This is a genomic window from Pseudomonas sp. P65(2024), assembly GCF_057480955.1.
This window is the reverse complement of the sequence record NZ_JBLIYX010000005.1, coordinates 169207-183669: the sequence shown is the minus strand read 5'-3', so window position 1 is coordinate 183669 and position 14463 is coordinate 169207. Positions and strand designations below refer to the sequence as shown.

Here is a 14463-nt window from a genome sequence, read left to right as displayed (position 1 = left end):
CTAATCCCAGTCATTGCCCGACGTGGGCTTTACCCACCTTATCCACAGCTCCATGCTGTATTGCAAGCGTTCACCATAACTCTCGACGATGGAAGGGCACCATGAAGCAACCCAATATCCTGTTCATCATGGCCGACCAGATGGCCGCGCCGCTGTTGCCGATCTACAGCCCGTCGCCGATCAAGATGCCCAACCTGGCGCGCCTCGCCGAGCAGGCCGTGGTGTTCGACTCCGCCTACTGCAACAGCCCGCTGTGCGCGCCCTCGCGCTTCACCCTGGTCAGCGGCCAGTTGCCCAGCCACATCGGCGCCTACGACAACGCCGCCGACTTTCCCGCCGACATTCCGACCTACGCCCACTACCTGCGCCGCATCGGCTACCGCACCGCGCTGTCGGGCAAGATGCATTTCTGCGGCCCGGACCAGTTGCACGGCTACGAAGAGCGCCTGACCAGCGACATCTACCCGGCCGACTATGGCTGGGCGGTGAACTGGGACGCGCCTGACGAGCGCCCGAGCTGGTACCACAACATGTCCTCGGTGCTTCAGGCCGGGCCGTGCGTGCGCACCAACCAGCTGGATTTCGACGAGGAGGTGGTGTTCAAGGCACGCCAGTACCTCTATGACCACGTGCGCGAAGACGATGGCCGGCCGTTCTGCCTGACCGTGTCGATGACCCACCCGCACGATCCGTACACCATCCCCAAACGCTACTGGGATCTCTACGAGGCTGTGGATATCCCGCTACCCCGCGACGTGATCGCCCAGAGCCAGCAAGACCCGCACTCGCAGCGCCTGCTCAAGGTCTATGACCTGTGGGACAAGCCGCTGCCCGTGGACAAGATCCGCGATGCCCGCCGCGCCTACTTCGGCGCCTGCAGCTATATCGACGACAATATCGGCCTGCTTCTGCAGACGCTGGAAGACTGCGGCCTGGCCGACGACACCCTGATCATCTTCTCCGGCGACCACGGCGACATGCTTGGCGAGCGGGGGCTTTGGTACAAGATGCACTGGTTCGAGATGTCGGCGCGGGTACCGCTGCTGATCCACGCGCCCAAGCACTTCAAACCTGCGCGCATCAGCGCCAGCGTTTCCACCTGCGACCTGCTGCCGACGTTGGTCGAGCTGGCTGGCGGTGCTGTGGATAAAGATCTGCACCTGGACGGCCGCTCGCTGCTCGGCCACCTGCAAGGGCAGGGCGGGCATGACGAGGTGATCGGCGAATACATGGCCGAAGGTACCGTCGGCCCGCTGATGATGATCCGCCGCGGCGCCTACAAGTTCGTGTACAGCGAGGACGACCCCTGTTTACTCTACGACCTGAGCCGCGACCCGCACGAGCGGGAGAACCTCACCGGCAGCCCCGACCACCAGGCGCTGCTGCAGGCATTTGTCGATGAAGCCAAGCTGCGCTGGGATATCCCCAGCCTGCGCCAGCAGGTGCTGGCCAGCCAACGCCGCCGCCGCCTGGTAGCCGAGGCGCTGGCCATCGGCACGCTGAAAAGCTGGGACCACCAACCGCTGGTGGACGCCGGCCAACAGTACATGCGCAACCACATCGATCTCGACGACCTCGAGCGCAAGGCACGTTATCCACAGCCCGCACCCCTGGATTGAGAAGAGAGGCCGCCATGCAGAAGTTCTCCACCGCCGTACTTGCCCTGGCCCTGAGCCTGGGCACGGCCCACGCCGCCGACGGCGACGCGCAATGCAGCACCGTGAAACTGGCCGACCCCGGCTGGAGCGATATCGCCAGCACCAACGCCGTCGCCCGCCTGCTCCTGGAAAGCCTGGGTTACCAGGTGAAGATCGACAGCCTGGCCGTGCCGATCATCTACGGCGGCCTGAAAGATGGCCGGGTGGATGCCTTCCTCGGCAACTGGATGCCGGCGCAGCAGGGTTTTCATGACAAGTTCATCGCCAATGGCGACGTGCAACAGCTGGCGCGCAACCTGGAGGGCACCGAGTTCACCCTGGCGGTGCCCGATTATGTCTGGAAGGCCGGCGTGAAGGACTTCGCCGACCTGCACAAGTACGCCGACAGGTTCGACAAGAAGCTCTACGGCATCGGCTCCGGCGCACCGGCCAACCTGTCGCTGAAGGCGATCATCGACAAGAACGACTTCGCGCTTGGGCAGTGGAAGCTGGTCGAATCCAGCGAACAGGCGATGCTGGCCCAGGTGGATCGGGCGGTAAAGAAGCAGCAGTTCATCACCTTCCTCGGCTGGACACCGCATCCAATGAACGTGAAGTTGAAGATGCATTACCTCACGGGTGGCGAAAAATGGTTTGGGAGCAAAGGTGATGTGTACACGCTGACTCGCAAGGGATATCCACAGGCTTGCCCGAATGCGGCGAAGCTGTTGAGCAACCTGACGTTCACGCTGGACATGGAGAACAGCATCATGGCCGAGGTTGTGGACAAGAAGGTGAGCTTTGATGAGGCGGCCAGGGCTTGGGTGAAGAAGCGCCCAGAGTTGCTGGATGGTTGGTTGGCTGGAGTGACTACCAAGGCTGGTGGGGACGCAGCAGAAGCGGTTAAAGCCAAACTCTGATTTTTGTCTGTTAGGCTGCCGGGGCCGCTTTGCGGCCCTTTCGCGACGCAAGGCCGCTCCCACAGGGATTCGCGCTCTTCTGTGGGGGCGGCCTTGTGTCGCGAAACGAGGGCAAAGCCCTCGCCAGCGATACTGAACAGGAATGACGCATGCCTCGTCTCCACCACCTGCTGCCCTTCCTCACCTGGCTCCCCCGTCAATCGGGCCGCAGCCTGCGCCAGGACCTGCTGGTAGGCCTGAGCGGCGCTATCCTTGCCCTGCCGCAATCGATCGCCTACGCCCTGATCGCCGGTCTGCCCGCCGAGTACGGCCTGTACGCCGCCATCGTGCCGGTGCTGGTGGCCTGCCTGTGGGGCTCGTCCTGGCACCTGATCTGCGGCCCCACCGCCGCCATCTCCATCGTTCTCTCCGCCAGCATCAGCCCGCTGGCCGTGGCCGGCAGCGACGACTACGTGACCCTGGTGCTGCTGCTGACCTTCCTCGGCGGCGTCTTCCAGCTCATGCTGGGGCTGCTGCGCTTCGGCGCGCTGGTCAACTTCGTCTCCCATTCGGTGGTGCTGGGCTTCACCCTCGGTGCCGCCGTCGTCATCGCGCTGGGGCAACTGCCCAACCTGCTGGGCCTGGACCTGCCAAGCCAGGCCACGGCTCTGAAGACCGTGCAGGAATTGGCCGGTCATATTGGCGAGGTGGACATGCCATCGCTGGTTCTGGGGCTGAGCACCCTGGCGATTGGCGTGCTGTTGAAACTGTGGCGGCAACGCTGGCCGAGCCTGTTGATAAGTCTGCTGCTGGTCAGCCTGGCGGCCTGGCTGTTGCCCGGCGTGTTCGGCCATGTGCCGCGTGTGCCCGCCTTCGTCGGCCAGTTGCCACCGCTCAGCCCACTGCCGTTACTCGATGTGGAACTGATCCTGCGCCTGCTGCCCAGTGCCGTGGCTGTCGGCATGCTTGGGCTGGTCACCAGCCTGTCCATCGCCCGTTCCCTGTCCGCACGTTCCGAGCAACTGATCGACGCCAACCAGGAGATTCGCGCCCAGGGCTTGTCGAACATCATCGGGGCATTGTTCTCCGGCTACCTGTCCTCCGGCTCCTTTACCCGCTCCGGGCTCAGCTACGACGCAGGGGCCCGCTCGCCGTTGGCCGGGGTGTTCTCGGCGCTGTGGGTGGCGCTGTTCGCGGTGGCGGGGGCCGGGCTGATCGCCCATCTGCCGATCCCGGCGATGGCGGGCAGCATCTTGCTGATTTGCTGGGGGCTGGTGGACCATCGCGGCATCCGCGCGCTGTTCCGGGTCAGCCGTTCGGAGTTCCTGGTCATGGCGCTGACCGCCGCCGCGACCCTGCTGCTCGAGCTGCAGACGGCGATCTACGCCGGGGTGCTGGCATCGCTGTTCTTCTACCTCAAGCGCACCTCGAGGCCGCGAGTGCAGCAGAGCCGGGAAGGGGAGGCGGACGTGTTGCGGGTGGGCGGGTCGATCTTCTTCGGCGCGGCGCATTACCTGCAGCTGCGCTTGCAGCGCTGCGAGGGGCCGCATGTGGTGATCGATGCGCGGCAGGTGAACTTCATCGATTATTCGGGTGTGGATATGTTGCACCGCGAAGCGCGGCGGTTGAAGCGTAATGGCGGGAGCCTGACGTTGCAGCGGGCAAGGCCGCAGGTGATCGAGGAACTGCAGAAGCTGGAAGGCATGGCGAGTTGCCCGATTCGCTTCGAGGACTGATGGTCAACTGGCATTTCTGTCAGTTGCGAACAGCGTGCAGGCGATGAAAGAGTAAACAACGCTCATTCACTGCGGAGCACGCCATGAGTAGTTGCGTTCATCTCGCCCTGGCACTCGTGCCATTACTAGCTGCTCAAGGCAGCGGCGCTGTGGATAACTGCTGGAGCGTTGCCGATGCTCAAGTACGGATTGCCCGGCTGGAAAGCGACATGACCGCTCGCGATCCCTACACTGGCGAAACGCAATCCACAGCCAAACTCGCTCACTACCAGCAGCAAATCGACCTGGAACGGCAATTCATCCAACAGCGCCCCGAAGTCAACTGCGCGCCAGTTGCCGACGCAACTCATCCAGCACAGGCACCGTGTCAGGACGCACCCCCCGCCAGATAAAGAACGCCTCGGCCGCCTGCTCGGCCAGCATCCCCAGCCCATCCAGCACCTTGGCCGCACCCAGCTTGCTGGCCCACTGGCAGAAAGGTGTCGGCTCCTTGCCATACATCATGTCGTAGCAGACGGTGCGCCCCGCCTCGACCAGGCTGTCGGCAATCGGCGGCAGTTCGCCAGACAAGCTCGCAGAAGTAGCGTTGATGATCACGTCCACCGGCTCCTGCAACCAGCTGAAACCACTGGCCACCACCGGCCCCAGCTCATCGAACTCCCGCGCCAGCTGCTCGGCTTTCTCGACGGTACGGTTGGCGATCACCAGCGACTGTGGCTTGTGCGCCAGGATCGGCTCCAGCACACCCCGAACAGCACCGCCGGCGCCAAGGATAAGGATGCGCTTGCCAGCCAAGGTCACCCCGGCGTTCACCGTCAGGTCACGCACCAGCCCGGCGCCGTCGGTGTTGTCGCCTTGTAAGGTACCGTCGGCCAGCTTGGTCAGGGTGTTCACCGCGCCAGCACGTTGCGCACGCGGGGTGAGGCTGTCGCACAGACGATAAGCCTCTTCCTTGAATGGCACGGTGACGTTGGCGCCGCTGCCTTGCTTGAAGAAGCCTGTGGCGCAGTCGCTGAACTCGTCCAGTGGCGCCAGCAGGGTGGCGTACTCCAGGTCCTGGCCGGTCTGGTCGGCGAACAGGCGGTGGATCAACGGCGACTTGCTATGGCCGATGGGGTTGCCGAATACGACGTACTGGTCCATGGGAGCTCCTCGGTTATCCACAGGCTTACTGGGCGAGCCAGTCGCGGTCCTGCAGGAAATAGTCGGTCAGGCGCGCTTCTTCGCTGCCAGGCTCCGCTTTCCAATCGTAGCCCCAACGCACCTGCGGCGGCAGCGACATCAGGATCGACTCGGTACGACCGCCCGACTGCAAACCGAACAGCGTGCCACGGTCGTAGACCAGGTTGAACTCGACGTAGCGGCCACGGCGGTATTCCTGGAATTCACGCTGCTTGGCAGTGTACGGCGTGTCCTTGCGGCGCTGGATGATCGGCAGGTAGGCATCGACGTAGGCGTCGCCGATGGCGCGCATGAAGGCGAAGCAGGTGTCGAAGTCCCACTCGTTCAGATCATCGAAGAACAGGCCGCCGATGCCGCGCGGCTCGCCGCGGTGCTTGAGGTGGAAGTAGCGGTCGCACCAGGCCTTGTAGCGCGGGTAGACGTCGGCGCCGAACGGCGCGCAGGCCTGCTCGGCGACGCGGTGCCAGTGCACGCAGTCTTCTTCGTTGCCGTAGTACGGGGTCAGGTCGAAGCCGCCACCGAACCACCATACCGCCTCTTCACCCTCTTTTTCGGCGATGAAGAAGCGCACATTGGCGTGGGAGGTCGGCACATGCGGGTTGTGCGGGTGGATCACCAGCGACACGCCCAGGGCCTCGAAGCCACGGCCCGCCAGCTCCGGGCGGTGGGCACTGGCCGACGGCGGCAGGCCGGCGCCGAACACGTGGGAGAAGTTCACCCCGCCTTTCTCGATCACCTTGCCCTCGCCGATCACCCGCGTGCGACCACCGCCGCCGGCATCGCGCACCCAGGCATCCTCGACGAAGCGGGCGCCGCCGTCTTCGGTTTCGAGGGCAGAGCAGATGCGGTCTTGCAGGTCGAGCAGGTAGGCTTTTACGGCCTCGGTGCGGCTGGTCATCGGGTCACCTGGAAGGAGCGGGAAAATTCGCCGCGTAGCATACCACCGGCCGACGCCGCGTCGCAGTTGACGGCGGTCAAGCAAAGGCGTCCGATAGAAGGCCTTTGCGACCCTCGACGACAGGAGTATGTGATGGCCAAGCGTATCCAGTTCAGCCAGCATGGCGGCCCGGAAGTCCTGCAACTGGTGGAGTTCGACCCGGCACCGCCCGGCCCGCAGCAGGTGCGGGTGCGTAACCATGCGATCGGCCTGAATTTCATCGACACCTATTTCCGCAACGGGCTGTATGCGCCGCCTGCGCTGCCTTCCGGGCTGGGCACCGAAGCGGCCGGCGTGGTCGAGGCGGTGGGCGAGGGTGTCAGCCGGATCAAGGTCGGCGACCGCGTGGCCTATGCCGGTGGGCCGCTTGGGGCCTACAGCGAGGTGCATACGCTGCCGGAGGCCAACCTGGTGAAGCTGCCGGAGGCGATCAGCTTCGAACAGGCGGCGGCGGTAATGCTCAAGGGGCTGACCACGCAGTATTTGCTCAAGCAGACCTATGCCCTGCAGCCGGGGGACTTCGTGCTGTTCCATGCCGCCGCCGGCGGTGTGGGGTCGCTGGCTTGCCAGTGGGCCAAGGCGCTGGGCGCGAAGCTGATCGGTACCGTCAGCTCTGCTGAGAAAGCCGAACGGGCCAAGGCCCTCGGCGCCTGGGCGACCATCGACTACAGCCATGAAGACGTGGCCAAGCGTGTGCTGGAGCTGACAGACGGTCAGAAGTGCGCGGTGGTGTATGACGGCGTGGGCGCCGATACCTGGCTGACTTCGCTGGATTGCCTGCGGCCGCGCGGTTTGATGGTCAGCTTTGGCAATGCCTCCGGCGCGGTAACCGGGGTCAACTTGGGGATCCTGTCGCAGAAGGGGTCGTTGTATGTCACCCGGCCGACGCTGGCGAGCTACGCCAACAATGCCGAGAACACCCAGGCCATGGCCGATGACCTGTTCGCGATGATCGCCAGCGGCAAGCTGGTTGTGGATATCCAGCAACGGTATCCGTTGAGCGAGGCGGCCAAGGCGCAGGCGGAGTTGTCGGCGCGGCGGACCGTTGGCTCGACTGTGCTTCTGCCTTGAAGCCCCTATCGCGGGGCAAGTCGCAGCGACGCACCGCCGCTCCCACGCTGGATCGGCGTTGATCTCGTGGGAGCGGCGGTGCGCCGCTGCGACTTGCCCCGCGATTGCGTCAGCTCAGCCGGTGGATTTCTTGACTGCTGGCGCCGACTCGATGCCATCGAGCATCGCCTCCACCAACCCCTCCGCCATTTCCAGCGAATGCAGGCTCGACCAGTACATGCCACGCCCCTCGTCGCGCAGGTGGTCGAGGGCCTTGATGCCGGTGTCGTAGGCACAGCGCAGGTAGAGCGCGACGTGCACCAGGGCGTCGTGGGCTTCGATGTTGGGGTTTACGGTGAAGAGTGGAGGGTGGCCGGCGTCGCAGCGGCCGAAGGGGTGGGTTGTGGTGTTAGGAAGTGGTGGATCGGGGACAATCTACTTGTTCATGGCAACCTCTACCAGAGTAGGGCTGACACCTCGTCCGTTACCACACGAATGGGTGGCAGCTGTACACGGGGTGGTAAACCGGGGAGGTACCAGACCCGGCAGGCTCGAAAGCCTCCCGCGCACAGCCGCCATAGACGACTCTGATACCTTCCTGTTACCGGGTTACCACACCCGATCGCCAAGTTATTCGGCGACGGTTTGGAGCCTAAAGGCAGGCGTTCCCACTGAGAAGGTAATGGCAGTCGACAGACTGCGTAGGATATTTCTCTGAATTCAGAATGGGCAGCCATCTGGATGCAAATCAGAAAAATCGGCGGGAATTCTGGGGCCGCTTTGCGGCCCTTTCGCGGCACAAGGCCGCTCCCACAGGTTACAGCGCCAAGCCTGAGAGCTGCGCTGTACCTGTAAGAGCGGCCTTGTGTCGCGAAACGAGTGCGAAGCCCTCGCCAGCGGTATCAGCCCGGGCGCACAACCTCGCCGGTCGCCAGGTCGCGAATCAGGCTCGGGTTCTTCCGCCCACCCAACGCCCCACCCAGCACCATGTCCAGCTGCTTGTGGAAATACTGCTCCACCCGCAACCGGCTCTTGGCCGCCGGGCGCCCAGCCGGGTTGCAAGAGGTGGAAATCAGCGGCCCCACCAGCGCGCACAGCTCGCGCACCTGTGGATGATCGCTGACTCGCAAGGCCACGGTGTCATGCTGCCCGGTCACCCACTCGGGCAGCAGACCCTGGTGCGGCACCAGCCAGGTGTTAGGCCCAGGCCAGGTGGCGCTCATGCGGTCGATCCAGTCCTGGGGGAAATCCTCGAACAGAAAGTCGAACTGGCGAATGTTGTCGGCGACCAGGATCAGCCCTTTATCCACAGGCCGCGACTTGAGCGCCAGCAGGCGATACACCGCGTCCTCGTTCCACGGGTCGCAGCCCAGGCCCCAGACCGCTTCCGTCGGATAGGCGATCACCGCACCCGCCTTCACCTCGCGCGCGGCTTGTTGCACACGCCAACTGCTCACCATTTTCCGTCTCTCCGCATTAACGCCGTGCGCGCAGTGTACTTAGCCCGCACGGGCAAACCAACGCCCGGCTTCATTGCTCACCCGGCCTTCGAGCTCCAGCTCGGTAAGGCTGGCCAGTACCTGGGCCAGTGGCAGGCCGCTGCTGCTGGCCAGGCCCTCGGTGGTCTGGGGTGCGGCGTGGAGCAGGTCGATCAATGGATGAGCGGGTTTATCCACAATCGCAGGCGGCAGGTTCTGCCACCCACGCAGGCTGTCGAGGATCTGCTCCACGCTTTCCACCAGCAGCGCACCGTCGCGGATCAACTGATGGCAGCCCTTGGCGCCGGGGTGATGAATGGACCCGGGAATCGCGTACACCTCCCGCCCCTGTTCGGCGGCAAGCCGTGCGGTGATCAACGAACCGCTGGCCAGGCTGGCCTCGACCACCAGCACACCCAGCGACAAGCCGCTGATGATCCGGTTGCGACGCGGGAAGTTGCCGGCCAGCGGGCCGGCATCCAGCGGGTACTCGGAAACCAGCGCGCTGCCACTGTCGAGCATTGCCCGTGCCAGGTCACGGTGGCGCTGTGGATAAAGTTTTTGCAACCCCGTGCCGAGCACCCCGATGGTGTGCCCGCCGGCCTTCAAAGCGGCCCGATGAGCGGCACCGTCGACGCCCAGCGCCAGCCCGCTGGTGATGGTGAAACCAGCCTGGGAAAGGCATCGGGAAAACGCGCCTGCGGTATCCAGCGCCGGGGGTGAAGCACGCCTGCTACCCACGATCGCCAGTTGCGGTTGTTCGAGTAAATCGGGGTCGCCCGCGACGAACAACAGCGGCGGCGGATCGTCTATCTCGGCCAGCAACGCCGGGTAGCCAGGCCCGTCCCACATCAGTAAATACTGGCCCGGACGCTCTAGCCAGCGCATTGCAGCCAATGCGCCATCGCGCACTTGCGGGCTGCGCCGGGCGTCTATACTGGCAACCTTCAGTCCCAACGCCTGCCAGGCACTGGCCGGCGCGCTGAGTGCCGACGAGGCACTGCCGAACGCTTCGATGAGGGTATGGAAACGACGCAAGCCAATCTCCGGAAGGCTATGAAGACGCAGCCGCGCCTCCAGTTCCGCAGGCGGACAAGGCGACGAACGGGATGGGTTCATGGTGGATCATCCTTGATCGACAGGGGGCCAGATACGTGGCACAGCCTGTGGATAACTTTGTGAGTAACACTTTGAAAAGCTGTCCATGAAATGGCAGCTATCAAGCCCATAGAGACCCTAGCCAAGCTTCACAGGTGCCGAACGCCCCATTTCCCTTTATTATGTGTGCTCAGTTTTCAACCGACCGCACAGTGACTGCCTGACCGCCATGGCTATTTTGAACATTCTCGAATTTCCCGATCCGCGCCTGCGCACCATCGCCAAACCGGTGACGGAGTTCGACGACGCCTTGAGCCAGCTGATCGACGACATGTTCGAGACCATGTACGAGGCGCCCGGCATCGGCCTGGCCGCGACCCAGGTCAACGTGCACAAGCAGGTCGTGGTGATGGACCTGAGCGAAGACCGCAGCGAGCCGCGCGTATTCATCAACCCCACGGTCGAGGAGCTGACCCACGACATGGGCCAGTACCAGGAAGGCTGCCTGTCGGTGCCCGGCTTCTACGAGAACGTCGATCGCCCGCTGCGCGTGCGGGTCAAGGCCCAGGACCGCGACGGCAAGCCCTACGAACTGGAATGCGAAGGCCTGCTGGCCGTGTGCGTGCAGCACGAGTTCGATCACCTCAACGGCAAGCTGTTCGTCGATTACCTGTCCCAGCTCAAACGCGATCGGATCAAGAAGAAGCTGGAAAAGCAGCACCGCCAGCAAGCCTGATCCCCACCTTCCAGAAGGCTTGCTCCGGCAAGCCTTTTTCTTTTTGAACAAGCGAGAACTCCATGCGCATCGTCTTCGCAGGCACTCCAGAGTTTGCCGCCGAACACCTCAAGGCCCTGCTCGACAGCCCGTACGAGATCGTGGCCGTCTACACCCAGCCCGATCGCCCGGCCGGCCGTGGCCAGAAGCTCATGCCGAGCGCAGTCAAGGCGCTGGCCGTGGCCCACGACATCCCGGTGTACCAGCCGCAGACCCTGCGCAACGCCGAGGCGCAAGCCGAGCTCGCCGCGCTCAAGCCGGACCTGATGGTGGTGGTCGCCTACGGCCTGATCCTGCCGCAAGTGGTGCTGGATATTCCGCGCCTGGGCTGCATCAACAGCCACGCATCGCTGCTGCCACGCTGGCGCGGGGCGGCGCCGATCCAGCGCGCCGTGGAAGCCGGCGACGCCGAGAGCGGTGTGACCGTGATGCGCATGGAAGCCGGCCTGGATACCGGCCCGATGCTGCTCAAGGTGGTCACCCCGATCAGCGCCGAGGACACCGGTGGCACCCTGCATGACCGCCTCGCCGAAATGGGCCCGCCTGCTGTAGTCCAGGCAATCGCCGGCTTGGCAGACGGTTCGCTGCAAGGTGAAGTGCAGGACGATGCCCTGGCCACTTATGCCCACAAGCTGAACAAGGACGAAGCCCGCATCGACTGGAGCCGCCCGGCCGTCGAGCTGGAGCGCCTGATCCGTGCCTTCAACCCCTGGCCGGTGTGCCACAGCACCCTCGACGGCGAAAGCGTGAAGGTGCTGGCCGCCAACTTGTCCACAGGCAAGGGCGCCCCCGGCGAAATCCTCTCCGCCAGCAAGGACGGCCTGGTGGTCGCCTGCGGTGACGGCGCACTGAGCCTGACCCGCCTGCAACTGCCAGGCGGCAAGGCCCTGGCCTTCAGCGACCTGTTCAACAGCCGTCGCGAGAAGTTCGCCGGTGGCAAGGTGCTCGGCCAATGAACCCACGCCTGGCCGCCGCCCGTGCCCTTGCCGCTGTGCTCAGCGGCAAGGCTTCGCTGAACAGCTCGCTGCCGGCGCAGCTGGACAAGGTCGAGGAGCGCGACCGCGGCCTCACGCAAGACCTGGCCTTCGGCACCGCCCGCTGGCAGCCACGCCTGGACCTGCTGGCCGCACAACTGCTGCAGAAGCCATTCAAGGCCGCCGACGCCGATGTGCAGGCGCTGCTGCTGGTCGGCCTGTACCAGCTGTTCTACACGCGCATCCCGGCCCACGCCGCCATCGGCGAAACCGTGGGTTGCGCCGACAAACTCAAGAAGCCGTGGGCCAAGGGGCTGCTCAACGCCGTTCTGCGCCGCGCCCAGCGTGAAGGCGAGGAACTGCTCGCCAGCATGGAACGCGACCCGGTGGTGCGTACCGCCCACCCGCGCTGGCTGCAGAAATCGCTGAAAGCCTTCTGGCCGGAACAATGGGAAGCCATCTGCGCCGCCAACAACGCCCACCCGCCGATGATCCTGCGGATCAACCGCCGCCATCACAGCCGCGATGCCTACCTGGCGCTGTTGGCCGAGGCCGGCATCCAGGCCAGCGCCTGCCAGTACAGCCGTGACGGCATCGTCCTGGCCGAGGCCTGCGACGTGCGCGGCCTGCCGGGCTTCGCCGACGGCTGGGTGAGCGTGCAGGACGAAGCCGCGCAGCTGTCCGCCGACCTACTCGAACTGGCCCCCGGCCAGCGCGTGCTCGACGCCTGCTGCGCCCCGGGCGGCAAGACCTGCCACCTGCTGGAAGCCGAACCTGGCCTGGCCCACATGGTCGCCATCGACCTGGAAGCCAAGCGGCTGGCCCGCGTGCGCGAGAACCTCGACCGCCTCAAGCTCGACGCCGAGCTGATCGCCTGCGACGCCCGCGATACCGCCAGCTGGTGGGACGGCAAGTCGTTCCAGCGCATCCTGCTCGATGCGCCCTGCTCGGCCACCGGCGTGATCCGCCGCCACCCCGACATCAAGCTGACCCGCCAGGCCGAGGACATCCCGGCCCTGGCCACGCTGCAAGGCGAGCTGCTCGACGCCCTGTGGCCGACCCTGGAAGTGGGCGGCATGCTGCTCTACGCCACCTGCTCGAGCCTGCCGACCGAGAACACCGAAGTGATCGACGCCTTCCTCGCCCGCACCCCCGGCGCCCGCGAACTGGACCTGGCCACCGAGGCCGGCCTGCGCCAGCCCCACGGCCGCCAGTTGCTGGCCCAGGAAGGCGGCCACGACGGTTTCTACTATGCCAAGCTGATCAAGATTGCCGCCTCGCGCGGGTAAGAACAAGAACCTAGGGAGTAGCGGATGAAGATCATCATCCTCGGCGCAGGACAGGTCGGCGGCACGCTGGCGGAGCATCTGGCCAGCGAAGCCAACGACATCACCGTGGTCGACACCGATGGCGACCGTCTGCGCGACCTGGGCGACCGCCTGGACATCCGCACCGTGCAGGGCCGCGGCTCGCTGCCGACGGTGCTGCGCCAGGCCGGCGCCGACGACGCCGACATGCTGGTGGCGGTGACCAACAGCGACGAGACCAACATGGTCGCCTGCCAGGTCGCCTATTCGCTGTTCCACACCCCGACCAAGATCGCCCGGGTGCGCGAGTCGGCCTACCTGACCCGCGAAGAGCTGTTCGACAACGACCATATCCCGGTGGACGTGCTGATCAGCCCTGAACAGGTGGTGACCAACTACATCAAGCGCCTGATCGAACACCCCGGCTCGCTGCAGGTGATCGACTTCGCCGAAGGCAAGGCCCAGCTGGTGGCGGTCAAGGCCTACTACGGCGGCCCGCTGGTGGGCCAGCAACTGCGCCAGATCCGTGCCCACATGCCCAACGTCGATACCCGCGTGGCGGCGATCTTCCGTCGCGACCGGCCGATCACGCCTCAGGGCGACACGGTGATCGAGGCCGACGACGAGGTGTTCTTCATTGCCGCAAAAAAGGATATCCGCGCAGTGATGGGCGAGCTGCGGCGCATCGACGAGACCAACAAGCGCGTGGTCATCGCCGGCGGCGGACAGATCGGCGAGCGTCTGGCCGAGGCCATCGAGAGCCGCTACCAGGTAAAGATCATCGAGATGAACCCGGCGCGCTGCCGCTACCTCTCCGATACCCTGGAGAGCACCGTGGTGCTGCAGGGCAGCGCTTCTGATCGCGACCTGATGCTCGAAGAGAACATCGCCGACGCCGACATCTTCCTGGCCCTGACCAACGACGACGAAGCCAACATCATGTCGTCGCTGCTGGCCAAGCGCCTGGGCTCGCGCAAGGTGATGACCATCATCAACAACCCGGCCTACGTCGACCTGGTGCAGGGCGGCGAGATCGACATCGCCATCAGCCCGCAGCTGGCCACCATCGGCACTTTGCTGGCCCACGTGCGCCGCGGCGATATCGTCAGCGTGCACTCGCTGCGCCGGGGCGCGGCCGAGGCCATCGAAGCGGTGGCCCATGGCGATTCGAAATCGAGCAAGGTGGTGGGCAAGGCCATCGAGGACATCTCGTTGCCACCGGGCACCACCATCGGCGCGATCATCCGCGACGAGGAAGTGCTGATCGCCCACGACGACACGGTGATCGAGTCGGGCGACCATGTGATCCTGTTCGTTGTGGATAAAAAGCATATTCGGGACGTGGAGAAGCTGTTCCACGTGGGCCTGAGTTTCTTCTAGGAGGGAAGGA

General features: G+C 64.9%; 13 protein-coding genes. 8 read left to right on the top strand and 5 right to left on the bottom strand.

Annotation, left to right across the window (positions count from 1 at the left end):
* Nucleotides 1-101 precede the first annotated feature (101 nt).
* The 3 genes from betC (at nucleotide 102) to AC25MA_RS09880 (ending at nucleotide 4272) form a co-directional block, all read left to right on the top strand.
* A complete protein-coding gene (betC, locus tag AC25MA_RS09890; RefSeq protein ID WP_486971986.1) occupies nucleotides 102-1619 on the top strand; it encodes a choline-sulfatase in 1518 nt (505 codons plus the stop codon).
* A 14-nt stretch (nucleotides 1620-1633) separates the two neighbouring features.
* Nucleotides 1634-2557, top strand: a complete 924-nt coding sequence (gene choX, locus AC25MA_RS09885; protein WP_486971985.1) for a choline ABC transporter substrate-binding protein — start codon at nucleotides 1634-1636, stop codon at nucleotides 2555-2557.
* Between the two features lie 149 nt (nucleotides 2558-2706).
* On the top strand, nucleotides 2707-4272 hold the full coding sequence (locus AC25MA_RS09880) for a SulP family inorganic anion transporter (RefSeq protein WP_349738376.1): 1566 nt from the start codon (nucleotides 2707-2709) through the stop codon (nucleotides 4270-4272).
* 318 nt (nucleotides 4273-4590) lie between these two features.
* On the opposite strand, the gene aroE is transcribed toward AC25MA_RS09880, so the two are convergent.
* Together aroE and hemF are read right to left on the bottom strand one after the other, a co-directional pair.
* The gene (gene aroE / locus AC25MA_RS09875; RefSeq protein WP_062360019.1) at nucleotides 4591-5415 is read right to left on the bottom strand and encodes a shikimate dehydrogenase; all 825 of its coding nucleotides are present in this window, start codon (nucleotides 5413-5415) and stop codon (nucleotides 4591-4593) included.
* Nucleotides 5416-5440: 25 nt separating this feature from the next.
* Entirely contained in the window at nucleotides 5441-6352 is a 912-nt protein-coding gene (hemF, locus tag AC25MA_RS09870; protein ID WP_011531485.1) for an oxygen-dependent coproporphyrinogen oxidase, read from the bottom strand.
* A 132-nt stretch (nucleotides 6353-6484) separates the two neighbouring features.
* Here hemF and AC25MA_RS09865 point away from each other — a divergent pair, with 132 nt between their 5' ends.
* Entirely contained in the window at nucleotides 6485-7462 is a 978-nt protein-coding gene (locus AC25MA_RS09865) for an NADPH:quinone reductase (protein WP_349738377.1), read from the top strand.
* 114 nt (nucleotides 7463-7576) lie between these two features.
* Here the strand turns inward: AC25MA_RS09865 and AC25MA_RS09860 are convergent, their stop codons facing one another.
* The 3 genes from AC25MA_RS09860 to dprA all read right to left on the bottom strand — a co-directional run bounded on the left by AC25MA_RS09860 (nucleotide 7577) and on the right by dprA (nucleotide 10038).
* A complete protein-coding gene (locus AC25MA_RS09860) occupies nucleotides 7577-7876 on the bottom strand; it encodes a hypothetical protein (protein WP_486972009.1) in 300 nt (99 codons plus the stop codon).
* A 467-nt stretch (nucleotides 7877-8343) separates the two neighbouring features.
* On the bottom strand, nucleotides 8344-8901 hold the full coding sequence (gene tsaC, locus AC25MA_RS09855; RefSeq protein WP_069015955.1) for an L-threonylcarbamoyladenylate synthase type 1 TsaC: 558 nt from the start codon (nucleotides 8899-8901) through the stop codon (nucleotides 8344-8346).
* Nucleotides 8902-8940: 39 nt separating this feature from the next.
* Nucleotides 8941-10038: a DNA-processing protein DprA gene (dprA, locus tag AC25MA_RS09850; RefSeq protein WP_486971984.1), complete on the bottom strand. Its 1098-nt coding sequence runs from the start codon at nucleotides 10036-10038 to the stop codon at nucleotides 8941-8943.
* Between the two features lie 208 nt (nucleotides 10039-10246).
* Between dprA and def the strand changes: the two genes are divergently transcribed.
* The 4 genes from def (at nucleotide 10247) to trkA (ending at nucleotide 14453) form a co-directional block, all read left to right on the top strand.
* Nucleotides 10247-10753: a peptide deformylase gene (def, locus tag AC25MA_RS09845; RefSeq protein WP_028690050.1), complete on the top strand. Its 507-nt coding sequence runs from the start codon at nucleotides 10247-10249 to the stop codon at nucleotides 10751-10753.
* A gap of 62 nt (nucleotides 10754-10815) precedes the next feature.
* Nucleotides 10816-11748 (top strand): methionyl-tRNA formyltransferase, encoded by a 933-nt coding sequence (gene fmt / locus AC25MA_RS09840; protein WP_028690049.1) that lies wholly within the window; start codon nucleotides 10816-10818, stop codon nucleotides 11746-11748.
* Complete coding sequence (gene rsmB / locus AC25MA_RS09835; RefSeq protein WP_062360029.1) at nucleotides 11745-13055, top strand: 16S rRNA (cytosine(967)-C(5))-methyltransferase RsmB; 1311 nt, start codon at nucleotides 11745-11747, stop codon at nucleotides 13053-13055. The genes fmt and rsmB overlap by 4 nt, the downstream gene beginning before the upstream one ends.
* 24 nt (nucleotides 13056-13079) lie before the next feature.
* Nucleotides 13080-14453, top strand: a complete 1374-nt coding sequence (trkA, locus tag AC25MA_RS09830; RefSeq protein ID WP_028690047.1) for a Trk system potassium transporter TrkA — start codon at nucleotides 13080-13082, stop codon at nucleotides 14451-14453.
* Nucleotides 14454-14463: the final 10 nt, after the last annotated feature.